The organism is Pseudomonas sp. SCT (assembly GCF_003864275.1).
In the GTDB taxonomy this organism is placed as follows: Bacteria; Pseudomonadota; Gammaproteobacteria; order Pseudomonadales; family Pseudomonadaceae; genus Stutzerimonas; species Stutzerimonas stutzeri_AE.
In genome coordinates, this window is record NZ_BDJA01000003.1 from 475271 (window position 1) to 492198 (window position 16928).

The 16928-nt window shown below is 64.0% G+C and carries 17 protein-coding genes; 10 read left to right on the forward strand and 7 right to left on the reverse strand.

Translation table 11 applies throughout. From position 1 onward, the window contains the following. The first annotated feature begins 23 nt into the window (after positions 1-23). The 10 genes from BHD08_RS10710 (at position 24) to BHD08_RS10755 (ending at position 10296) form a co-directional block, all read left to right on the forward strand. Entirely contained in the window at positions 24-1334 is a 1311-nt protein-coding gene (locus tag BHD08_RS10710; RefSeq protein WP_015277378.1) for a glycosyltransferase family 4 protein, read from the forward strand. Then, complete coding sequence (locus tag BHD08_RS10715; protein WP_125022097.1) at positions 1228-2526, forward strand: hypothetical protein; 1299 nt, start codon at positions 1228-1230, stop codon at positions 2524-2526. Before BHD08_RS10710 ends, BHD08_RS10715 begins: the two co-directional genes overlap by 107 nt. 28 nt (positions 2527-2554) lie before the next feature. Further along, a complete protein-coding gene (locus BHD08_RS10720; protein ID WP_125022099.1) occupies positions 2555-3868 on the forward strand; it encodes a hypothetical protein in 1314 nt (437 codons plus the stop codon). Between the two features lie 186 nt (positions 3869-4054). Continuing rightward, entirely contained in the window at positions 4055-5158 is a 1104-nt protein-coding gene (locus BHD08_RS10725; protein ID WP_125022101.1) for a glycosyltransferase family 1 protein, read from the forward strand. A 53-nt stretch (positions 5159-5211) separates the two neighbouring features. Next, a complete protein-coding gene (locus BHD08_RS10730) occupies positions 5212-6249 on the forward strand; it encodes an acyltransferase family protein (protein ID WP_125022103.1) in 1038 nt (345 codons plus the stop codon). 60 nt (positions 6250-6309) lie between these two features. After that, on the forward strand, positions 6310-7515 hold the full coding sequence (locus tag BHD08_RS10735) for a glycosyltransferase family 4 protein (protein ID WP_125022106.1): 1206 nt from the start codon (positions 6310-6312) through the stop codon (positions 7513-7515). Between the two features lie 28 nt (positions 7516-7543). Continuing rightward, the gene (locus BHD08_RS10740) at positions 7544-7885 is read left to right on the forward strand and encodes a hypothetical protein (RefSeq protein WP_015277384.1); all 342 of its coding nucleotides are present in this window, start codon (positions 7544-7546) and stop codon (positions 7883-7885) included. 40 nt (positions 7886-7925) lie between these two features. After that, complete coding sequence (locus BHD08_RS10745; protein WP_125022108.1) at positions 7926-8132, forward strand: hypothetical protein; 207 nt, start codon at positions 7926-7928, stop codon at positions 8130-8132. A gap of 12 nt (positions 8133-8144) precedes the next feature. After that, positions 8145-9203 carry a glycosyltransferase gene (locus BHD08_RS10750; protein ID WP_375708249.1) on the forward strand — a complete coding sequence of 353 codons (1059 nt, stop codon included), beginning with the start codon at positions 8145-8147 and terminating at the stop codon, positions 9201-9203. A 22-nt stretch (positions 9204-9225) separates the two neighbouring features. Then, a complete protein-coding gene (locus BHD08_RS10755) occupies positions 9226-10296 on the forward strand; it encodes an acyltransferase (RefSeq protein ID WP_125022110.1) in 1071 nt (356 codons plus the stop codon). 5 nt (positions 10297-10301) lie between these two features. Here the strand turns inward: BHD08_RS10755 and BHD08_RS10760 are convergent, their stop codons facing one another. The 7 genes from BHD08_RS10760 to BHD08_RS10790 are packed head-to-tail and all read right to left on the reverse strand — an operon-like array spanning position 10302 to position 16919. Continuing rightward, on the reverse strand, positions 10302-11345 hold the full coding sequence (locus BHD08_RS10760) for a lipopolysaccharide assembly protein LapB (RefSeq protein ID WP_125022112.1): 1044 nt from the start codon (positions 11343-11345) through the stop codon (positions 10302-10304). 1 nt (position 11346) lies between these two features. Beyond that, positions 11347-12315, reverse strand: coding sequence for a type II secretion system F family protein (locus BHD08_RS10765; RefSeq protein WP_125022114.1), 969 nt, complete (start codon positions 12313-12315; stop codon positions 11347-11349). Between the two features lie 10 nt (positions 12316-12325). Further along, a complete protein-coding gene (locus BHD08_RS10770) occupies positions 12326-13312 on the reverse strand; it encodes a type II secretion system F family protein (protein WP_125022116.1) in 987 nt (328 codons plus the stop codon). Beyond that, positions 13309-14733: a CpaF family protein gene (locus tag BHD08_RS10775; protein ID WP_125022118.1), complete on the reverse strand. Its 1425-nt coding sequence runs from the start codon at positions 14731-14733 to the stop codon at positions 13309-13311. The genes BHD08_RS10770 and BHD08_RS10775 overlap by 4 nt, the downstream gene beginning before the upstream one ends. Next, positions 14723-15952 (reverse strand): AAA family ATPase, encoded by a 1230-nt coding sequence (locus BHD08_RS10780; RefSeq protein ID WP_125022120.1) that lies wholly within the window; start codon positions 15950-15952, stop codon positions 14723-14725. Before BHD08_RS10780 ends, BHD08_RS10775 begins: the two co-directional genes overlap by 11 nt. Then, entirely contained in the window at positions 15946-16449 is a 504-nt protein-coding gene (locus BHD08_RS10785; protein ID WP_125022122.1) for a TadE/TadG family type IV pilus assembly protein, read from the reverse strand. Before BHD08_RS10785 ends, BHD08_RS10780 begins: the two co-directional genes overlap by 7 nt. Further along, a complete protein-coding gene (locus tag BHD08_RS10790; protein WP_125022124.1) occupies positions 16449-16919 on the reverse strand; it encodes a TadE/TadG family type IV pilus assembly protein in 471 nt (156 codons plus the stop codon). The genes BHD08_RS10785 and BHD08_RS10790 overlap by 1 nt, the downstream gene beginning before the upstream one ends. Positions 16920-16928: the final 9 nt, after the last annotated feature.

A 16928-nucleotide genomic window follows, 5' to 3' on the forward strand; every position in this document is an offset into this window, starting at 1 on the left:
AGGTTCAATCAGCGAGCCGACCAATGAAGATCCTATTCCTCAATGCGTTCTACGCCCCGCATATCGGCGGCGGCGCGGAAGTCATCCTCCGGCATCTGGCCGAGGGGTTGCAGCGTCGCGGTTGTGAAGTGGCGGTTCTGGCGACCGGCCCGGATGCCGGCCTCGATATGCAGATTCAGGACGGTGTGCGGGTCTATCGCGCCAGCCTGGCAAACAGCTACTGGCATTACACCCAGCAGCGCCCGAGCAGTCTTGCCCGGCTCGGCTGGCACTACCGCGACCGCTACAACAGCGAGATGCGCCGCCATGTACGCGAAGTTATCGACCGCGAGCAGCCGGACATCGTGGTGAGCAACAACCTCACTGGCTGGTCGATCTCCGCTTGGGACGAAATCAGCGCCGCCGGCCTACCCATCGTTCAGGTACTGCACGACCTGTACCTGCTCTGCCCCAAGGACACCATGTTCAAACGCGGCAAGAGCTGCCAGCGCCAGTGCGGTCTGTGCTCGGTATTGCGCCTCGGTCATGCCGGCGCCTCCAGCCAGGTCGCCACTGTGATTGGCGTCAGCCGTTCCGTGCTGGAACGCATCACCGCGCAAGGTTACTTCAGCCGCGCCCGCCAGCATGTGGTGCATAACAGCACGCCAGCCAACCCCGGCCAGGGCAGCAAGCCGAAGAGGCGCAGCAGCCATCCGCTGCGCTTTGGCTACATCGGCACGCTGTCGGAAAACAAAGGCGTCGGCTGGCTGATCGAGCAGTTCCAGCGGCTGGACATCGATGCTCGGCTGGATATCGCCGGGCGCGGCAAGCTGGATTACGAGGCCAGGCTCAAGGCCATGGCCGATCCGAAGAAGGTCAGCTTTCTCGGTTACTGCGACAGCGACGAGTTCATGCAAAGCATCGATGTGCTGGTGGTGCCGTCGCTGTGGGCCGAGCCGTTCGGCCTGGTCGCCGTCGAGGGTTGCGCCAACCACCTACCGGTGATCGCCAGCAACATGGGCGGGCTGCCAGAGATCATTCGCGACGAGTGTAACGGCCTGCTCTGCTCGCCCGATGATCCGGACTCGCTCGGCATCGCCATGCTCTGGCTCTACATCGACGGCGCACTGCGGCAGAAGCTGGCCAGCCAGGCGCGAGCCAGCGTGCTGCCGCTGCTGGATATGGAACGCATGCTGGATCAGTACCAGTCGATCCTGCACGAAACACTTCAGGGAACGAGAATCCACCATGAACCAGAGCCTGCTGATCACCCCGCGCCAACGCGACTCGAATCCGTTGGCATTCGACAAGCCGACATTGTTGACGCTGGTCGTCGCCTCGCTGCTGCTGACTGAAACCTTCTCCGGCGCCCTGCGTTACTACTTCGACATGGCCGGGATTTCCTGGCTGCTGTACCTGCCGAAGGTGGCCTGCCTGCTGGCCCTGAGCCTTGAACTGCTGCGCTATCGGGGCTGGCCCGCGTTCTGGCTGGTACTGCTCGGGCTGGTCACTTCCAGCCAGTTGGCACTGCTGCATGGCGCGGAACTGGGCAATATCGGTTTCAGCCTGTTCATCTATATCCCGCTGCTGTTCGGCTTGATCTGCGGTCGGCATCTGGAACTGCGGCTGGGCCTGCTGCGGAGGATCATCGGCTTCTGCCTGATTGCCAGCTTCGTCGGCATCGCCCTCGACCTGCTCACCAGCGTGCCGTGGAAGGGCTACAGCTACATGGTTGGCGAGGTGGAACTGAGCGCCAACCGCTCCTGGGCGTTCGACGACATCGACCGCATCGGCGGCTTCGCCCGCATGTCCACGGCGCTGTCGGTGATGATTGCGGTGTACAGCCTGTTCATCGCCGCCTTCACCCGCTCTCGGCTGCTGCGACTGATGCTCTATGCCGCGGCGCTGGTCGGCATCGTGCTGACCACCAACAAATCCACCGCGGCAGCCTATGTGCTGACACTGCTGATGCTGGTCGTCACCGCCTACCGCTTCGCCAGCGCAACGGCCTTCCTTATCGCTGTACTCGTCGGCCTGGCACTGCCAATGGCCAGCCTGGTGCTGAGTCTGGACCCCAATGCCGCCAATAACGGCACGCTGCTGGCGTCGTTCGCCGATCGGCTGATCAACAGCTGGCCGAACTTTATCGGCGTGATCACCCGCGAGGGCTGGGGCTGGTGGGGCGCCGGCTTCGGTGCGGTGGGCAGCGCCGGTCAGGTCTATCCGATGCCCGGACTGGAACTGCTGAGCATCGCCGACAACACCGCCCTGTATCTGTGGGGAATCCTCGGCGTGTTCGGTGTACTGCTCTACCTGTTGACCTTCCCGCTCATGCTGCGTCTGCACGAACGCGGGCCGCGGCTGCGCAGCGCGTTGCTGCCGATCGTGTTCTGCATCTGCCTGGTCGCCTGGGCCACAGATGTGCTGGAGGTGTCGATCGCCACGCTGTTCCTCGGTCTGGCCATCTCCCACGTGCTGACGCCGGCTCGCCGCCCGATCAGCAGTCTGACGGGGCAACGGCTGCCTGAACTGCAACACCTGACCTGAGCATCAATCACTTTCATGGACGATTTACATGACGAAGCGCTCTACCCCGCTCAACGCCCTGCTGCTGGGCGGCTTGCTTGGCCTTGCTCCGTTTGCGCCGGCCCAGACCACTGAAGAGCCTTTCGTGGTCGGTGTCTGTGCCCATGAACTGCACAAGGGCGACCCCAGTGGCCGCGCCTACGCGATGATGCGGGATGCCGGCATCACCTCCGTGCGTACCGATGCCCACTGGGCCTACGTCGAGCGCCAGCCGGGCCAGCTGAAGATCGAGCCTTCCTGGCGTCGCTACCTGAAGGAAACCGCCCGCCACGGCCTGAACACCCAGTTCATTCTCGGCTACGGCAACTCCCACTATGGTGGCGGCGAAAAGCCTCGCAGCGAGCCGGTCAGAGCCGCGTTCAACCGCTATGTCGAATTCATAACCGAGGAACTGAAAGGCCAGGTGGCGTACTACGAGATCTGGAACGAGTGGGACGTCGAAGACCCGCGCGACCCGAAATTCACCCAGGACTACGCACGCCTGATCGCCGATGCGGCCGGTATCGTTCGCCAGCGCGACCCCGCCGCCAAGGTGCTGGCCGGCGCGGTGACCACCCTGGGCATCGAATCCGGCTTCGCGCTGCGCCTGCTGGAAAACGGTCTGATGCAATCGGTCGATGGCCTGTCGCTGCATCCCTACGTGCACTGCCGGGGCTGGCGGCGCAACACGCCCGAGGCTTGGATCGACTGGATGACCGAGGTCGACAAACAGCTGACCCGCGCCGCCGGACGCCCGGTCCCGCTCTATCTGACCGAGATGTCCTGGCCATCACATCAAGGCGCCTGCGGCATCGACGAGAACCTGCAGGCGGCCTATCTGGCACGCGCCTACTTTCTCGCCAAGACGCTGCCCAGCATCAAGGGCATGTGGTGGTACGACTTCCGCAATGACGGCACCGACAAGACCGAGCGCGAGCACAACTTCGGCCTGGTTCGCCAGGATTTCAGCATCAAGCCGGCCTACCCGGTGCTGACGGCGATCAGCGAAATCGTCCGGGAGTACAGCTTTGTCGGCCGCGACGAGAGTGCCAAGGGTGACGTGGTGATGCTGCGCTTCGCCCGCGACAAGGAAGAGCTGATGGTCGCCTGGAGCGCCGGCAAGCCACGCTCGGTAGAACTGCGAAGCACAGATGGCAACGCCGGCCGCGTCGCCATGATCGACACCGCTCAGCCGCAGCACGGTCGGGTAACCACTAGCAGCGAATGGACGTGCACAGCCAAGGGCAGCGGCTGCAGCACCGAGGTAAAGCTCGATGGCTTCCCGAAGATCATCAGCATGCATGCGGTTCGCAACGAAGACTGACAACGACTGCGCTGGGCCCGACCCGGCCACCCCGGCGTACGGGCTGCGCCAGCACTGGTTCGCGGCGACCGCTTAAAGCGAACCACTCTCTGCATCACCGAGGAGCCAGCCGCTCGCTCGTCGCCGTCTCAGACGGCCACTCACGCTTTTGCCGAAATAAACGCAGTTTCCCAAGGAGAGCCACTCATGATTGCCATCAACGCTCGTTTCCTCACTCAGGAAACCCGCGGCGTGCAACGTTTTGCCGAGCAGGTCTGCCTGGAGCTTGGCGCCATGCGCAAGGATCTGACGTTCCTCGCGCCTCAGGACATTCGCATGCACACCAGTGCCGAGCGCCTGCAGGTACGCCGCGTCGGCCGTAACCGCGGGCATCTATGGGAGCAGATCGATCTGCCTCTGTGGCTGGCCAAGCATGGGCATCCGCCGTTGGTGTCGCTGTGCAACACCGCGCCGCTGATCTATCGCAACCAGATCGCCACCCATCACGACATCACCTACGTTCGCCATCCAGAGAGCTACTCGCGCGCTTTTCGCAGTCTCTACAAGGGGCTCACGCCGCTGCTGCTCAAGCGCATCAAGGCGCTGATCACGGTCAGCGACTTTTCGCGCAAGGAAATCGCCCGCTACTACGGCTACCCGAGCGAAAAGATCTGCGTGGTGCCGAACGCCGTAGCCGCAAAATTTCGCCCGCCTGCCGATGGGCAAAGCCGCGACGCCAGCCGGCCGTATCTACTGGCGGTATCGTCACCGAATGCGCACAAGAACTTCGCCCGAATGGTGGCGGCCTTCCTCAGTCTCGAGGGGTTCGACGATGTGGAGCTGCATATCGTCGGCGACTCGCATTCGGTGTTTTCCGGCTCCGATTACAGCGTTGCGGGCAACACGCGCGTGCGTATGCTCGGTCGGCTCGATGATGAGCAGCTGGTACGGCAGTACCAGGGCGCGACGGCATTCGTTTTTCCTTCGCTCTATGAAGGCTTCGGCATTCCGCCACTGGAAGCGCAGGCATGCGGCTGCCCGGTGATCGCCGCCCGCGCTGCATCGATCCCCGAAGTGCTCGGCGAAAGCGTGCTGTATTTCGAGCCAATGAACATCGAGGACATCGCCCGCTGTATGCGCCACGTACTGCAGGACGCGGGGCTGCGTGACGACCTGCGCACCCTCGGCCTGGCGAATGTCGAGCGCTACTCCTGGAAACGCTCGGCGCAGACCGTCTCGCAGCTGATCGACCAGGCCCTGATGGGCAAGCCCAGCCCGCCAAACTTTGCCTGGTCATCCGGCCGACACTGAGCCGATCCGAAAGCTGTTCCGACAATTCATTCATCACCTGAACGAGGCAGACCATGGAACGGTTGGCGCATATCGACGCGCTTCGCGGCAGCGCAGCAATACTGCTGATTTTCCAAATCCTGCTGGTGCCGCTGCTGGGCGGTAGTTGGCTGCTGGAGCACGCCCTGGACCCAGGCCTCCTGGCTTGTCTCTGGCTCCTTCTCGGCTGTGGTTTCGTCGTGCCGGTCAGCTTGCACAGCGGTGCACCTGGCGCGCGGGGCTTCGTCATTCGACGCCTGTTGCGCCTGGCGCCGGTGTACTTAGTGGCAGCGCTGCTGACGGCCATCCTGCTGCCCGCAGCACCGGCCTGGCTGCCGGGCGTGACAACGCCAAACAGCGGCGTGGCGTTCGAGGTCATCGGCGGTTACGGCGCCCTACCGCCATTGCTGCTGTTCTACGCGCTTTGTCTGGCACTTCAGGCCCTCGGGCTGCTGCGCAGTGTGGGCCAGCGAGCGGGCTGTTCGCTCCTGCTGCTGACCGTCGCGCTGGCACTGGCATTGACGCAGCAGCTGGTCGAGACGGCGTTGCCGGTCACGCTGCCGTTGGTGCTATCGCTGATGTTCTTCGCATCGATCTGGTACGACGCCCAGCACGAAAGCAGCAGCTACGCCCGCAGGCGGGCTCGCGAATATGCGCGCTACATCTTGCGCATCTACCTGCTGGTTGTACCGGTGGTATTTGTCGCCGGCTGGTCTGCTGCCGCAACGGCCTGGCCGCGGGATCTGCTCAGTTATGCACTGGCGATCGCCACCTTTGTGCTGCTGACCAGTCGGCTGGCGCTGCGGCCGCCGCTGCTCGTCTGGCTCGGCAGCCTCAGTTACTCGCTCTATCTATTGCTGCCGGCAATGCAGCGCCTGAGTCAGCTGCTGACCCAGACACTGAATCCATCCGGCCTGAACGCGGACCTCATCGCTGCCGTACTCGGCCTGTTGCTGACACTCGGCAGCGCCCTGCTCTGCCGCCAACTGCTCGATCTGCCACTGAGCCGCGCCGGTAAACGGCTGACCGGTCAACACGACCTGATGCCACTGGTACGCCTGCATAGCCGCTGACACGTCTTTAGTGCCCGTCTCGCGGCTTGCCGCTTCTTTTTCGATCAAGGATGTCATGCCATGAAAGTTGCCATCGTTCACGATTGGCTGGTGACGTACGCCGGCGCCGAGCGTGTGCTCGCCAGCCTGTGCGCCGTCTGGCCGGACGCTGATCTGTTCGCCGTCATCGATTTTCTTTCCGATGAAGACCGCGTCCACCTCGGCGGCAAACGCGCCACCACCACCTTCATCCAGCAACTGCCGAAGGCGCGCACCCACTACCAGAAGTACCTGCCGCTGATGCCGCTGGCCATCGAGCAGCTGGACATGTCTTCCTATGACCTGATCATTTCCAGCAGCCATGCGGTCGCCAAGGGCGTGCTGACCGGCCCCAACCAGCTGCATATCAGCTACGTGCATTCGCCCATCCGCTACGCCTGGGATCTGCAGCACCAGTACCTGCACGAAGCCAGTCTGGAGCGCGGCATCAAGGCCAAGCTCGCGCGCATGCTGCTGCATTACATGCGCATGTGGGACCAGCGCACCGCCAGCGGCGTCGACGAGTTCATCGCCAACTCGCACTTCATCGGCCGGCGCATCAACAAGAGTTACCGGCGTCAGTCCACCGTGATCTATCCGCCGGTCGACACCCGCCAGTTCACCCTGCACGAGGCCAAGGAAGACTTCTATCTGACCGCCTCGCGGATGGTGCCTTACAAGAAGATCCCGCTGATCATCGAGGCCTTCGCGGCGATGCCGGACAAGCGCCTGATCGTCATCGGCACCGGCCCGGAGATGGACAAGGCCCGCGAGGTTGCCGGCCCCAACGTCACCCTGCTCGGCTACCAGAGCTTCGAGGTGCTGCGACAGCACATGCAGCGCGCCAAGGCGTTCGTCTTCGCTGCCGAGGAGGATTTCGGCATTGCGCCGATCGAGGCTCAGGCCTGTGGCACACCGGTAATCGCCTTCGGCCGCGGCGGTGTGCTGGAAACCGTACGCGGTCTCGATCATCCCGAACCCACCGGTGTGTTCTATCCCGAGCAGAACACGGCCTCGATCATTGCAGCCATCGCCACCTTCGAAGCCCAGCGCTCGCGCATCAGCGCCGCAAACTGCCGCAGCAACTCGGAGCGTTTTTCCATTGAACGCTTCCAGCAGGAGATACGGGCGTTCGTCGAGGCGCGGCTGCGCGAAGCGAGGGCCTACGACGGCCAGGATTTCTTCCCTTCACCGGCACCCAATACGCCGCTCTATCCGGCTGCCGTGGCGCCAGTCAAGCACGCCTAACTTCCCATTCACTTACGAGGTTTCAAGGATGAACACAGTAAAGCAGTGGATGAGAGCCACCCGCGCTCTCGGTTTCGCCCTTGTCCTGGCGGTTGATCCCGCCTGCGCGGCGGTGATCGTCGACTCACTGAGCGCAGACCCGACATCGGCCAATCTGCACGGCAGCCACACACCGTCCTGCGATGCCGCCAGCGCCACCAGCGTGATCGCCTACAGCCATTCAGGCAGCGATTCTGCACAGCACTGCGCCTCCGCGGCCGGAGGTCAGGGTGTAGAGCGCGCCGCGACCAATCGAGGCCGACACATGGCCGAACCCGCCGCCGGTTCGCTGTGGTTCCCGCCAACGGACGGCCGACGTTATTCATTCTGATCGGCGCCTCACGGCGTCCAGTCACCCAGGGAGCTTCAGCATGAGCACAGACGGAACATCCAGGGCGTCGCTGATTCTGGCCGACGGCTACTCCTACACCGAACTCATTCCCGCGCCCGGCCCACCCGGCGATCCGGCAGCCACCGGGTTCATCCGCATCTTTCACGCCTTCTTCAGCCCCGCCGAAGAAGAGTTGCCAGCGCAATCAGCCGGTTGCCTGCCCCTGGTCGTTCCAGAACAGTCCTGAGGAGATACCGCCGTGCCTGACACCTGCAGCCTGGACACACAGACCATCGCTATTGAAGCCGGCGAAACACCGGCGCGAAGGCAGACCACCATCGTCACAGTGACCTATGGCGACCGCCTGCACTACCTGCGCCGCCTGATTGAGCAGGCATTCGCCTTCGAGCAGATCACCCGGGTAATCGTGGTCAGCAACGCCTCCAGCGCGCCGCTTGAGCAGCTGACCAGCCGCTGGCCCGGTCAGGTCCGACTTATCCCGCTTGCGCAAAACACCGGCTCGGCCAACGGCTATGCCGTGGGGCTGGAAGCTGCGCTCGCAGAAGGCGCCCAGTACATATGGATGATGGATGACGACAACGCACCCACCGCCTCTGCCGTGCGCCTGTTGCACGAGGAGCTGGCGCGGCTGGACGACGAGGTGGGTTTGCCTAACGCGGCGGTGCTGGGCTTTCGCCGCAGCCAGCAGGAGGACATCGCCCGCGGCGTGCCGCAGCGTTTCATCGTTCAGCCACGCTCCAGCTACTTTGGCTTCCACGTGGCGCAACTGCCCTACAAGATCTGGCGTCGCCTGCCCTGGGGCCGGCCAAAGGGTACGCCGCCACGGGCCATCGACCTGCCCTTCGCCCCCTACGGCGGCATGCTCGCGCACCGCAGCCTGTACCAGGCGATCGGCCTGCCGCTGCGCGAGCTGGTGCTCTACGCCGATGACACCGAGTACACCCGCCGCATTACCGCGATGGGTGGCCGCCTGCGGCTGGTCACCGAGGCATTGATCGACGAGCTGGAGCTGTCCTGGAACATCAAGGCCCACACCCGCAACATCTACGAAGCCTTCCTCTTGGGCGACTCGGATTTCCGCGCCTACTACACCGCCCGCAACCAGGCCTGGTTCGACACCTATGTCTGGGCTGCCTCGCCCTGGTTATACCGGCTGAACCGCCGCATCTTCCTCAGCCTGTTGCGATATGTCGCCAGACGCCAGCGTGCCCCCGAGCGCCTGCAACTTATCGAGCAGGCGATCCGTGACGGTGAAAGCCACACGCTGGGCATGAGCCAGGCTTTTCCGCTGCGTTGATTACTCAGACCAGGAGGTTCCGATGCACACGCCCACTCTGGCGGATAGAGACAACAACTTCGATTTCCTGCGCTTTTTCGCCGCCGCGATGGTGGTATTCGGTCACGCCTACGGACTCTCGGGCCAGGCGCATCAGGAACCGCTGCGCCTGTTCAGCGGCAGCTATGACTCGGCGGACATCGCCGTGCACGTGTTCTTCGTCATGAGCGGCTTTCTCATCGCCGGTTCCTGGCTGAACAGCCACAGCGTGCTGGATTTCGCCGCCAAACGGGCATTGCGCATCCTTCCGGCGCTGATCGTCTCGGTGCTGTTTGTCGTGCTGGTTGTGGGGCCGCTGGCCACCCGATTGCCACTGAGCGAATACTTCGCCGCACCCGAAACATTTGCCTACCTGGGTAACGCGGTGTTCATCACGGAGTTCCGCCTGCCCGGCGTGTTCGCCAGCAACCCCTTCCCGGATACGGTCAACGGCTCGCTGTGGACGCTGCCCTACGAAGTGCTGATGTATGCCACTGTACTGACGCTCGGCTTGCTCAAGGTGTTCGGCCGCAGCATGGCGCTGATCGGGCTGGTTTTGATGGTCGGCGTGCACTTCTACCTGATCCCGGTATACGAGGTGCAGAGCGACCTGCTGCGCAAGGCCACGCGGCTGGGGATGTTCTTCTATGCCGGTGTGGTGCTCTATCTGTATCGCCAGAAACTGATCTGGAACTGGAAGCTCGCCGCGCTAATGGTTACCGCAAACCTGCTCAGTGCACGCAGCGACTACTGGGAGCTGGTGCACGTGCTCACGCTGCCCTATCTCACGCTCTACCTCGCCCAGCTGCGCATCCCGCTGCTGGCCGGGTTCGGCAAGGCGGGCGACTTCTCCTACGGGCTGTACATCTTCGCCTTCCCGCTGCAGCAACTGCTCATGCACTGGAGCGACGGCAGCCTGCCGCTGCTACCGTTCATGCTGCTGAGCTTCGCCGCCAGCCTCGCCGCCGCAGTACTCTCCTGGTACCTGATCGAGTCGCCGGCGCTCAAACTCAAACGCTACCTGCCGCGCCGCCAACGCACCACTGCGCCTGCAGTCGCGGTGGGCAACCGCTGAGCCGATCAGGGCACGGGGAACACCTTGACCTCTGCGTCCACCACCGCGAACACTTCCGACTGCGCGCGCTCCAGCCCCAGCTGCCGAATCTTGCGCAACTGCCGTACGCGCTCGAGGTTCTCCCAGGCCGTGAGGTAGTGCGACGGCGACTGTTCCAGGGCGCTGCGGAAGAATTGTTCGGCCTCATCCAGCTTGCCTTCCACCAGACAGACATAGCCCACGTCATTGCTGGCCTGTGCGCGCGAACCTATCTGCTCGAAAGCCGAAAGCGCCTCCTCGTAACGCGCAGTACGCGCCAGCAGCAGCCCATAGTTGCGCCACAGTGGCGTGTAGCTGCCGTTCTGATCCAGCGCGCGGCGGAAGGTGCGCTCGGCGTCCTGCCAGCGTCCGGCCAGATAATAGGAATAGCCCAGGCTGTTCTGCGCCAGCAGCGAGCGTGGCTCGATCTTCAGCGCCAGCTGGTAGTAGCCCTCGGACAAGGCAAAGCGGTTGTTCAGATCGGCCAGCACGCCGAGTGCGTTGTACAGCCTGAGCGGCGACTGTTGGTCGACCTTGAGCGCCTGCGGCTCGGGCAGCGTTTCACCAATGGCCACGCCCTGACGCCGCTGATCCAGGGAAACGGCCTTGTGCAGCAGGCCCCGCGCACGATCCTGATCGCGCTGCGAGAGGCTCAGCATGCCCATTTCAGTCAGCGCATCGAGGTTGTCCGACTGCTTGGCCAGCACTTCGGTGAAGGCCAGTTCGGCGAGCTGATCGTTGCCCCTTTCCCGGTGGATACGCCCGACCCAGACCAGAGCGTCCTGGCGCTTTGGCTCAAGCTCCATGGCGCGCAGATACTGAAACAGGGACTGGTCGAGATCTCCCGCCCGATAGGCCAGCGCCGCCAGCTGCATTGCCTGGTCCGCGCTGCCTGCCTGCTTGCGCACCTGATAGAGCAGCGCGTTGTCGCCGGAGTACACCGAGCGTCCGCTGTTGCCGGTATCCGGCCCCATGCTCTGACAACCGCCCAGCACGGCGGATACGAGCAGCAGCAATCCGAATCTTTTCATGTCAGGAACTCCCGAAGGCGTTGACCAACGCCATGATGGCCGGACCGATGGCAACCACGAAGAAGCTGGGCCACAGGCAGAGAATGAGCGGAAAGACCAGCTTGGTCCCGATTTTGGCAGCCTGTTCCTCGGCCGCCTGGGTACGCCGGTCACGAAACTCCTCGGCGTAGATGCGCAGCGTATCCGCCACACTGGTGCCGAAACGGATGCTCTGACTGAGCAGGCTGACCAGCCCCTGCAAGTCTTCCAGACCGGTACGCAGCGCGAGGTTCTGCAGCGCATCGGAGCTGCTCACACCCGCGCGGATTTCGGCATTCACCAGGGCCAGTTCGCCGGCCAGTTCGGCATGGCTGACGGACGTCTCCTCGGCTACCCGCTCGATCGCCTGCGGCAAGGCCAGCCCCGACTCGACGCATACCACCAGCAGATCCAGCGCATCAGGGAAGGCGGCACGCAGTCGACTCATGCGGGCCTCCTTGCGCTTTTCGACATAGATCGCCGGAATCATCCAGCCGACGATGACCGCTGCGGCCGTCAGCATCAGCCCGGTCAAAAACTCCACTTCGCTGAACAACGGCAGCAGCACCACTGCGGCAGCGAGCAACAGCAGCGGCAACAACAGGCGCAGCGACCAGTACAGCTGCGCGGCACTGGCCGAGCGATAACCGGCGTGCAGCAACAGCGCGCGCGTACCGCTGGCATGCTCGCTGTCGGTGGCGACCAGGCGATCCCCCAGCTGCGCCAGCAGCAGCTGCAGGTTGCCCCGTGGCGGCTCGCCAACGCCCTGATCGACCATGCCGCGCTTGAGCGTGACCAGTCGTCGATGCACCGGGTCCTGCAAGCCGACCACAAGCAAGGTCAGGGTGAGCGCTGCGATCACCACGCTGATGCCGATCGCCGCCAGAAACAGCAGGCGTACCCAGCGCTCATCGCCCATCAGGCCGTTGAACACGCTCCACAAGTAATCCATGACGAGCCCCCTAGACCTGGATGCGGATGATGCGGCGAATCCACAGGATGCCCGCAAGCATCCCGACGAAGGCCGCCACGGCGAGCTTCTGCCCGGCAGGCTCGTTGAGCAGCATCGGCAGGTACTCCGGAGTGGTCAGCATGATCACCGCCGCCAGCACGAAGGGCACGGAAACCAGCACCCAGGCGGACATCCGCCCTTCGGCCGACAGCGTGCGTACCTTGCGCTGGAAGCGAAAACGCCCGCGCACCAGCGCACTCATGCGCTCCAGCACCTCGGTCAGGTTGCCACCGGTTTCCCGATGGATCAGCACCGAGGTCACCAGCATCATCACCGTCATGCTGGGAACGCGCTCCAGCAGGCCGAGCATGGCGCGACGCACGTCATTGCCGTAGTTGATATCGGCAAACACCAGGCCGAACTCCTGGGCCACCGGCCCCTTGTGCTCATCGGCCACCAGACGCAGCGACTCACCGAACGGATGCCCCGCGCGCAACGCCCGACAGACCGAGTCCAGCGCGTCCGGCAGACCTTCCTCGAAGGCAGCGAAACGCTTGGCACGATCCGCGTTGATCTTTCCGATGGGCAGCCAGAATGCCGCCAGCCCGGCGCCAGCCGACAACCACCATTGCAGAGTAACGACCCAGATCGCGGCACTGGCCAGCGCCGCGAGCGCCAGTCCGGCCAACACCACCCGATGCGCCAGATAATGATGGCCGCTCTGCTCGATCATCTGCGCCAGTCGCTCCATCATCGGCAGCTGCTCCAGCCGCGCCTGCAATGGCGAAAGTCGCGTCAGGTACTTCTCGCGCAGCAGCATCTGCATGCTGGGCCCGTTGTTGCTGTGTTCGAGCAGGTGCAGGCGCGCACGAATGCGCTTGCGCATCTTGCCGGCCTCGCCGAACACCGGAATCGTCAGGCCCTGGCTGAGCAAGACCACCGCGACGAAGATCATGCCGAGAAAAACCAGGATGTACTCGGTGGGTATCTGCCTCATGGCTGCATGACCTCCATCCAGTCCGGTCTGAACAGCGGCAGCGGCAGTTCGATGCCGCGCTTGGCCAGGCGATCACGGAACATCGGCACCATGCCGCTGGGCCGATACTCACCCAGCACCTCGCCTTTCTCACCGATGCCGCGCCGTTCGAAGGTGAAGATTTCGGACATAGTGATGATGTCGCCTTCCATGCCATTGATCTCCTGCACACTGACAAGCCTTCGCTTGCCATCCTCGTGGCGCTCGAGCTGCAGCACCACGTCGATGGCCGAGGCGATCTGCTGGCGCAACGCCTTGATCGGGAATGTCGCACCGGACATCGACACCATGTTCTCGATACGGCCCAACGCATCACGTGGGCTGTTGGCGTGGATGGTGGTGATCGAACCGTCGTGACCGGTGTTCATTGCCGCCAGCATGTCCAACGCTTCCGGCCCACGTACCTCGCCGATGACGATGCGATCCGGGCGCATGCGCAGGCTGTTGCGCACCAGCTCGCGCTGATTGATTTCGCCGCGCCCCTCGATGTTGGCCGGGCGCGTCTCCAGGCGCACCACGTGCGGCTGCTGCAGCTGCAGTTCCGCCGAATCCTCGATGGTGACAATGCGCTCGTTGTGCGGAATGAAGCTCGACAGCACGTTGAGCATGGTCGTCTTGCCGGTGCCGGTACCGCCGGACACCAGCACGTTGAGCCGGCCGCGCACGATGGCCTTGAGCACCAGCGCGATCGCCGGCGTCAGGGTGCCCATCTCGACCAGACTCTCGGCGTTCAGCAGATCCACGGCGAAACGGCGGATCGACAGGCTCGGCCCGTCGATTGCCAGCGGCGGAATGATGGCGTTGACCCGCGAGCCGTCCTTCAGACGCGCGTCCACCAGCGGCGAGGATTCGTCGATGCGCCTGCCGAGGCTTGAGACAATGCGGTCGATGATGTTCAGCAGGTGCTGATCATCACGAAAACGCACATCGGTACGCTGCAGCTTGCCGTGGCGCTCCACGTACACCGAGGCATGGCCGTTGACCAGAATGTCGGACACCGTGCCATCGGCGAGTAGCGGCTCCAGCGGACCAAGCCCGAGCACTTCGTCGCTGATCTGCTTGATGATCAACTGCCGGCTGCTGCTGCTCACCGGCGCTGCATGGTCGTCCAGCAGGCGCTGACAAATGTCGCGGATCTGCCGTGTCGCTTCGGCGTTTTCCATCGAGTCCAGCAAGGACAGGTCCATCACCTTCAGCAGTTGCTGATAGATGCGCTCACGCCACTCGGCCTCGATGGAGTTGAGCTGAGTTCGGGTTTCGTACAGATTCTCCGGCGCGTCGGCTTCCCAGCTGGCGGGCTGCTCGGCGGTAGCGACAGGATTGGCCGGCACGCTGTCCTTGCCGGTCTGACGATGCAGTCTGTTCCTGAATTCACTGAGCATGGCTTCCCCCGAACAGTCGACCGAATGTGCGTTTGAGCAGGCTCGGCGCCTCGACCTGAGCACCGATCAGCGCCTGGCTGAGCTGGCGGATGCCTTGAGTGATCGGCGCGCGCGGCGCGTGCAAGCCGAGCGGAACGCCGGCGTTCTGGCTCTCGTTGACCACCGCATAGTCGTTCGCCAGACGAATCGGCTCCCCGCAATGCAGTGCCTCGGTGATGTCCTGCAGGCTCACCGCAGCGGCCTTGTCGTAGCGGTTGACCACCACCTGAATCCGCTGGGCCTGGATACCCATGTCCTCACGCATGATGGCCAGCAGGCGGCTCGCATCCTTGAGGTGGCTGAGGCTCTGCTGCAGCACCACATAGATGCGATCCGCCTGCTCCAGGGTGATACCGGTGAGGTGGTCGATCTGTCGCGGCAGATCGACCACCACCCAGTCGTAATGCCGCCGCGCCAGATTGAGCAGGCTTTCCAGCTGCTCCAGGCGCACGTCCTGGGTCAGGCACAGCTCGCCGGGACGCCCACCCAGCACATGCAGCGTCGGGCTGAAGTGGCTGCAGAAGCCATTCAGGGCCATGCCGTCCATTTCATCGATACGCTGCAGCACCTCGAGGTGACTGTGCGCCGGCCGCACGTCCAGGCAGTGCGCTACGCAGCCGAACTGCAGATCCAGATCCAGCAGCAGCGTCCTGGCACCATGCCCGCTGAGCTGATGAGCCAGGTTGCAGGCCAGCATCGTCGCGCCCGAGCCACCCTTGGCGTTCATCACCGCCACCAGCCGTCCGCCGGCATCGACGCCTGCCTGGCTCTCGAAGGCAACGCGCTGGATGGCGGCCAGCAACTCGGCCGCGACGACCGGCTCAGCGAGGAAATCCCGTGCCCCGGCCTGCATCGCCAGGCGCAGCCCCTCGCGCTCGTCCAGCGGCCCGCAGACCAGCAACGGCGGGCGCTGGCTGGCCGGACGCAGCAGCAGAGCGGCCAGCTCGTCGCGCCACAGATTGCTCACATGCAGCAGCAGCAGGTCTGGCAGGTGATCCAGTCCGAACAATGGATCGGTATGGCCATTGTTGACCAACCGGGTCGTGACCTGCCATGCGGGATGCGACCCGATGGCTGTGCTCAATCGCTCCAGTGCCGCAGCGTCGCGGCTGCTGATCAGCAACTGCAGCGGGCGTGCGCTGGAAACGGCTGGGGCGCTGGGCGGCGTCGGCTTCAGCATGGGGTGATCTCCGGAACAACGTTGGCCTCGGGGTGACGCCCGAGGCTTTCGCGGGGAAGGGTCGACTGGAACGTCGGCAGCGTGATCACACGCTGCAGCGTTGGAATCAGCAGTTGGAAGGGAAAGCCTTCGATACGCAGCTGTACATAGCGGATCGCCCGGTAGCCGGTTACACCAGTGGTGTCGGCCGGGCTGGCCACCGGGGCACCATCCTGGTTGAGGTAGACCAGGCGCAGATGGCTGGTTTCGAGATTGCCGATCAGCTGGCTGGTACCGCTCTGCTCCGCCTCGTTGAAGATCGCCCGCCGCAAGATGCGCGGGTCCTGAATGTTGCACACCGCTGCGAGCCTTGCGCCGCGACGCGCGCTCTCGTTCAGCGCGTTGACGGTGAACAGCAGCCGGCCCATTTCCAACACGCCGAACATCAGCACGAAGAACAGCAGGCCGACAATCGCGAATTCGACCGTGTAGGCGCCGTGCTGGCGCACGCGGCTCATCACAGCACCCTCATCACGGTCGTGGCGACGAGGGGAAATCCCAGGCGCAGCTCCCCACCGAACAACGCCGGAATGCCCCGGCCAACCACCGGAACGAACAGGTAGCTGATGCTCACCTGCACATGGTCGCTGCCGACCGCAGAAACCTGCACGGCGCCGCTGGTCAGGCCGCTCACCAGCGGCGCCGTGCTGCCCGACGCCACCGGCACGCCATATACCGCCAGCGCTCGCGTGCGGGTCAGCAGCTCGGTGGAAAGCTCGAGCTGACCGAGGGTGCGATTGCGCGCTTCGCCGGCCAGGTAACGACTGGCGTCGCGGCTGGCCTGCAGCAAGGTGTTGTACTGGAACATCATGCGGCCGATCTCGCCGATGGCGAGCAGCAGGAGGAGCAGCAACGGCAACACGATGGCAAATTCCACCATGGCCAGCCCGCGCTGCCCTACCCCATAGGCCGCTCCGTTGCGCTTCATGGCCGCCTC

Coding starts and splice junctions, on each gene's coding strand:
- BHD08_RS10715 (WP_125022097.1), top strand. CDS start 1,228: ATGAACCAGAGCCTGCTGATCACCCCGCGCCAACGCGACTCGAATCCG.
- BHD08_RS10790 (WP_125022124.1), bottom strand. CDS start 16,919: ATGAAGCGCAACGGAGCGGCCTATGGGGTAGGGCAGCGCGGGCTGGCC.
- BHD08_RS10770 (WP_125022116.1), bottom strand. CDS start 13,312: ATGAGGCAGATACCCACCGAGTACATCCTGGTTTTTCTCGGCATGATC.
- BHD08_RS10785 (WP_125022122.1), bottom strand. CDS start 16,449: ATGAGCCGCGTGCGCCAGCACGGCGCCTACACGGTCGAATTCGCGATT.
- BHD08_RS10720 (WP_125022099.1), top strand. CDS start 2,555: ATGACGAAGCGCTCTACCCCGCTCAACGCCCTGCTGCTGGGCGGCTTG.
- BHD08_RS10730 (WP_125022103.1), top strand. CDS start 5,212: ATGGAACGGTTGGCGCATATCGACGCGCTTCGCGGCAGCGCAGCAATA.
- BHD08_RS10745 (WP_125022108.1), top strand. CDS start 7,926: ATGAGCACAGACGGAACATCCAGGGCGTCGCTGATTCTGGCCGACGGC.
- BHD08_RS10725 (WP_125022101.1), top strand. CDS start 4,055: ATGATTGCCATCAACGCTCGTTTCCTCACTCAGGAAACCCGCGGCGTG.
- BHD08_RS10710 (WP_015277378.1), top strand. CDS start 24: ATGAAGATCCTATTCCTCAATGCGTTCTACGCCCCGCATATCGGCGGC.
- BHD08_RS10760 (WP_125022112.1), bottom strand. CDS start 11,345: ATGAAAAGATTCGGATTGCTGCTGCTCGTATCCGCCGTGCTGGGCGGT.
- BHD08_RS10755 (WP_125022110.1), top strand. CDS start 9,226: ATGCACACGCCCACTCTGGCGGATAGAGACAACAACTTCGATTTCCTG.
- BHD08_RS10780 (WP_125022120.1), bottom strand. CDS start 15,952: ATGCTGAAGCCGACGCCGCCCAGCGCCCCAGCCGTTTCCAGCGCACGC.
- BHD08_RS10735 (WP_125022106.1), top strand. CDS start 6,310: ATGAAAGTTGCCATCGTTCACGATTGGCTGGTGACGTACGCCGGCGCC.
- BHD08_RS10775 (WP_125022118.1), bottom strand. CDS start 14,733: ATGCTCAGTGAATTCAGGAACAGACTGCATCGTCAGACCGGCAAGGAC.
- BHD08_RS10765 (WP_125022114.1), bottom strand. CDS start 12,315: ATGGATTACTTGTGGAGCGTGTTCAACGGCCTGATGGGCGATGAGCGC.
- BHD08_RS10740 (WP_015277384.1), top strand. CDS start 7,544: ATGAACACAGTAAAGCAGTGGATGAGAGCCACCCGCGCTCTCGGTTTC.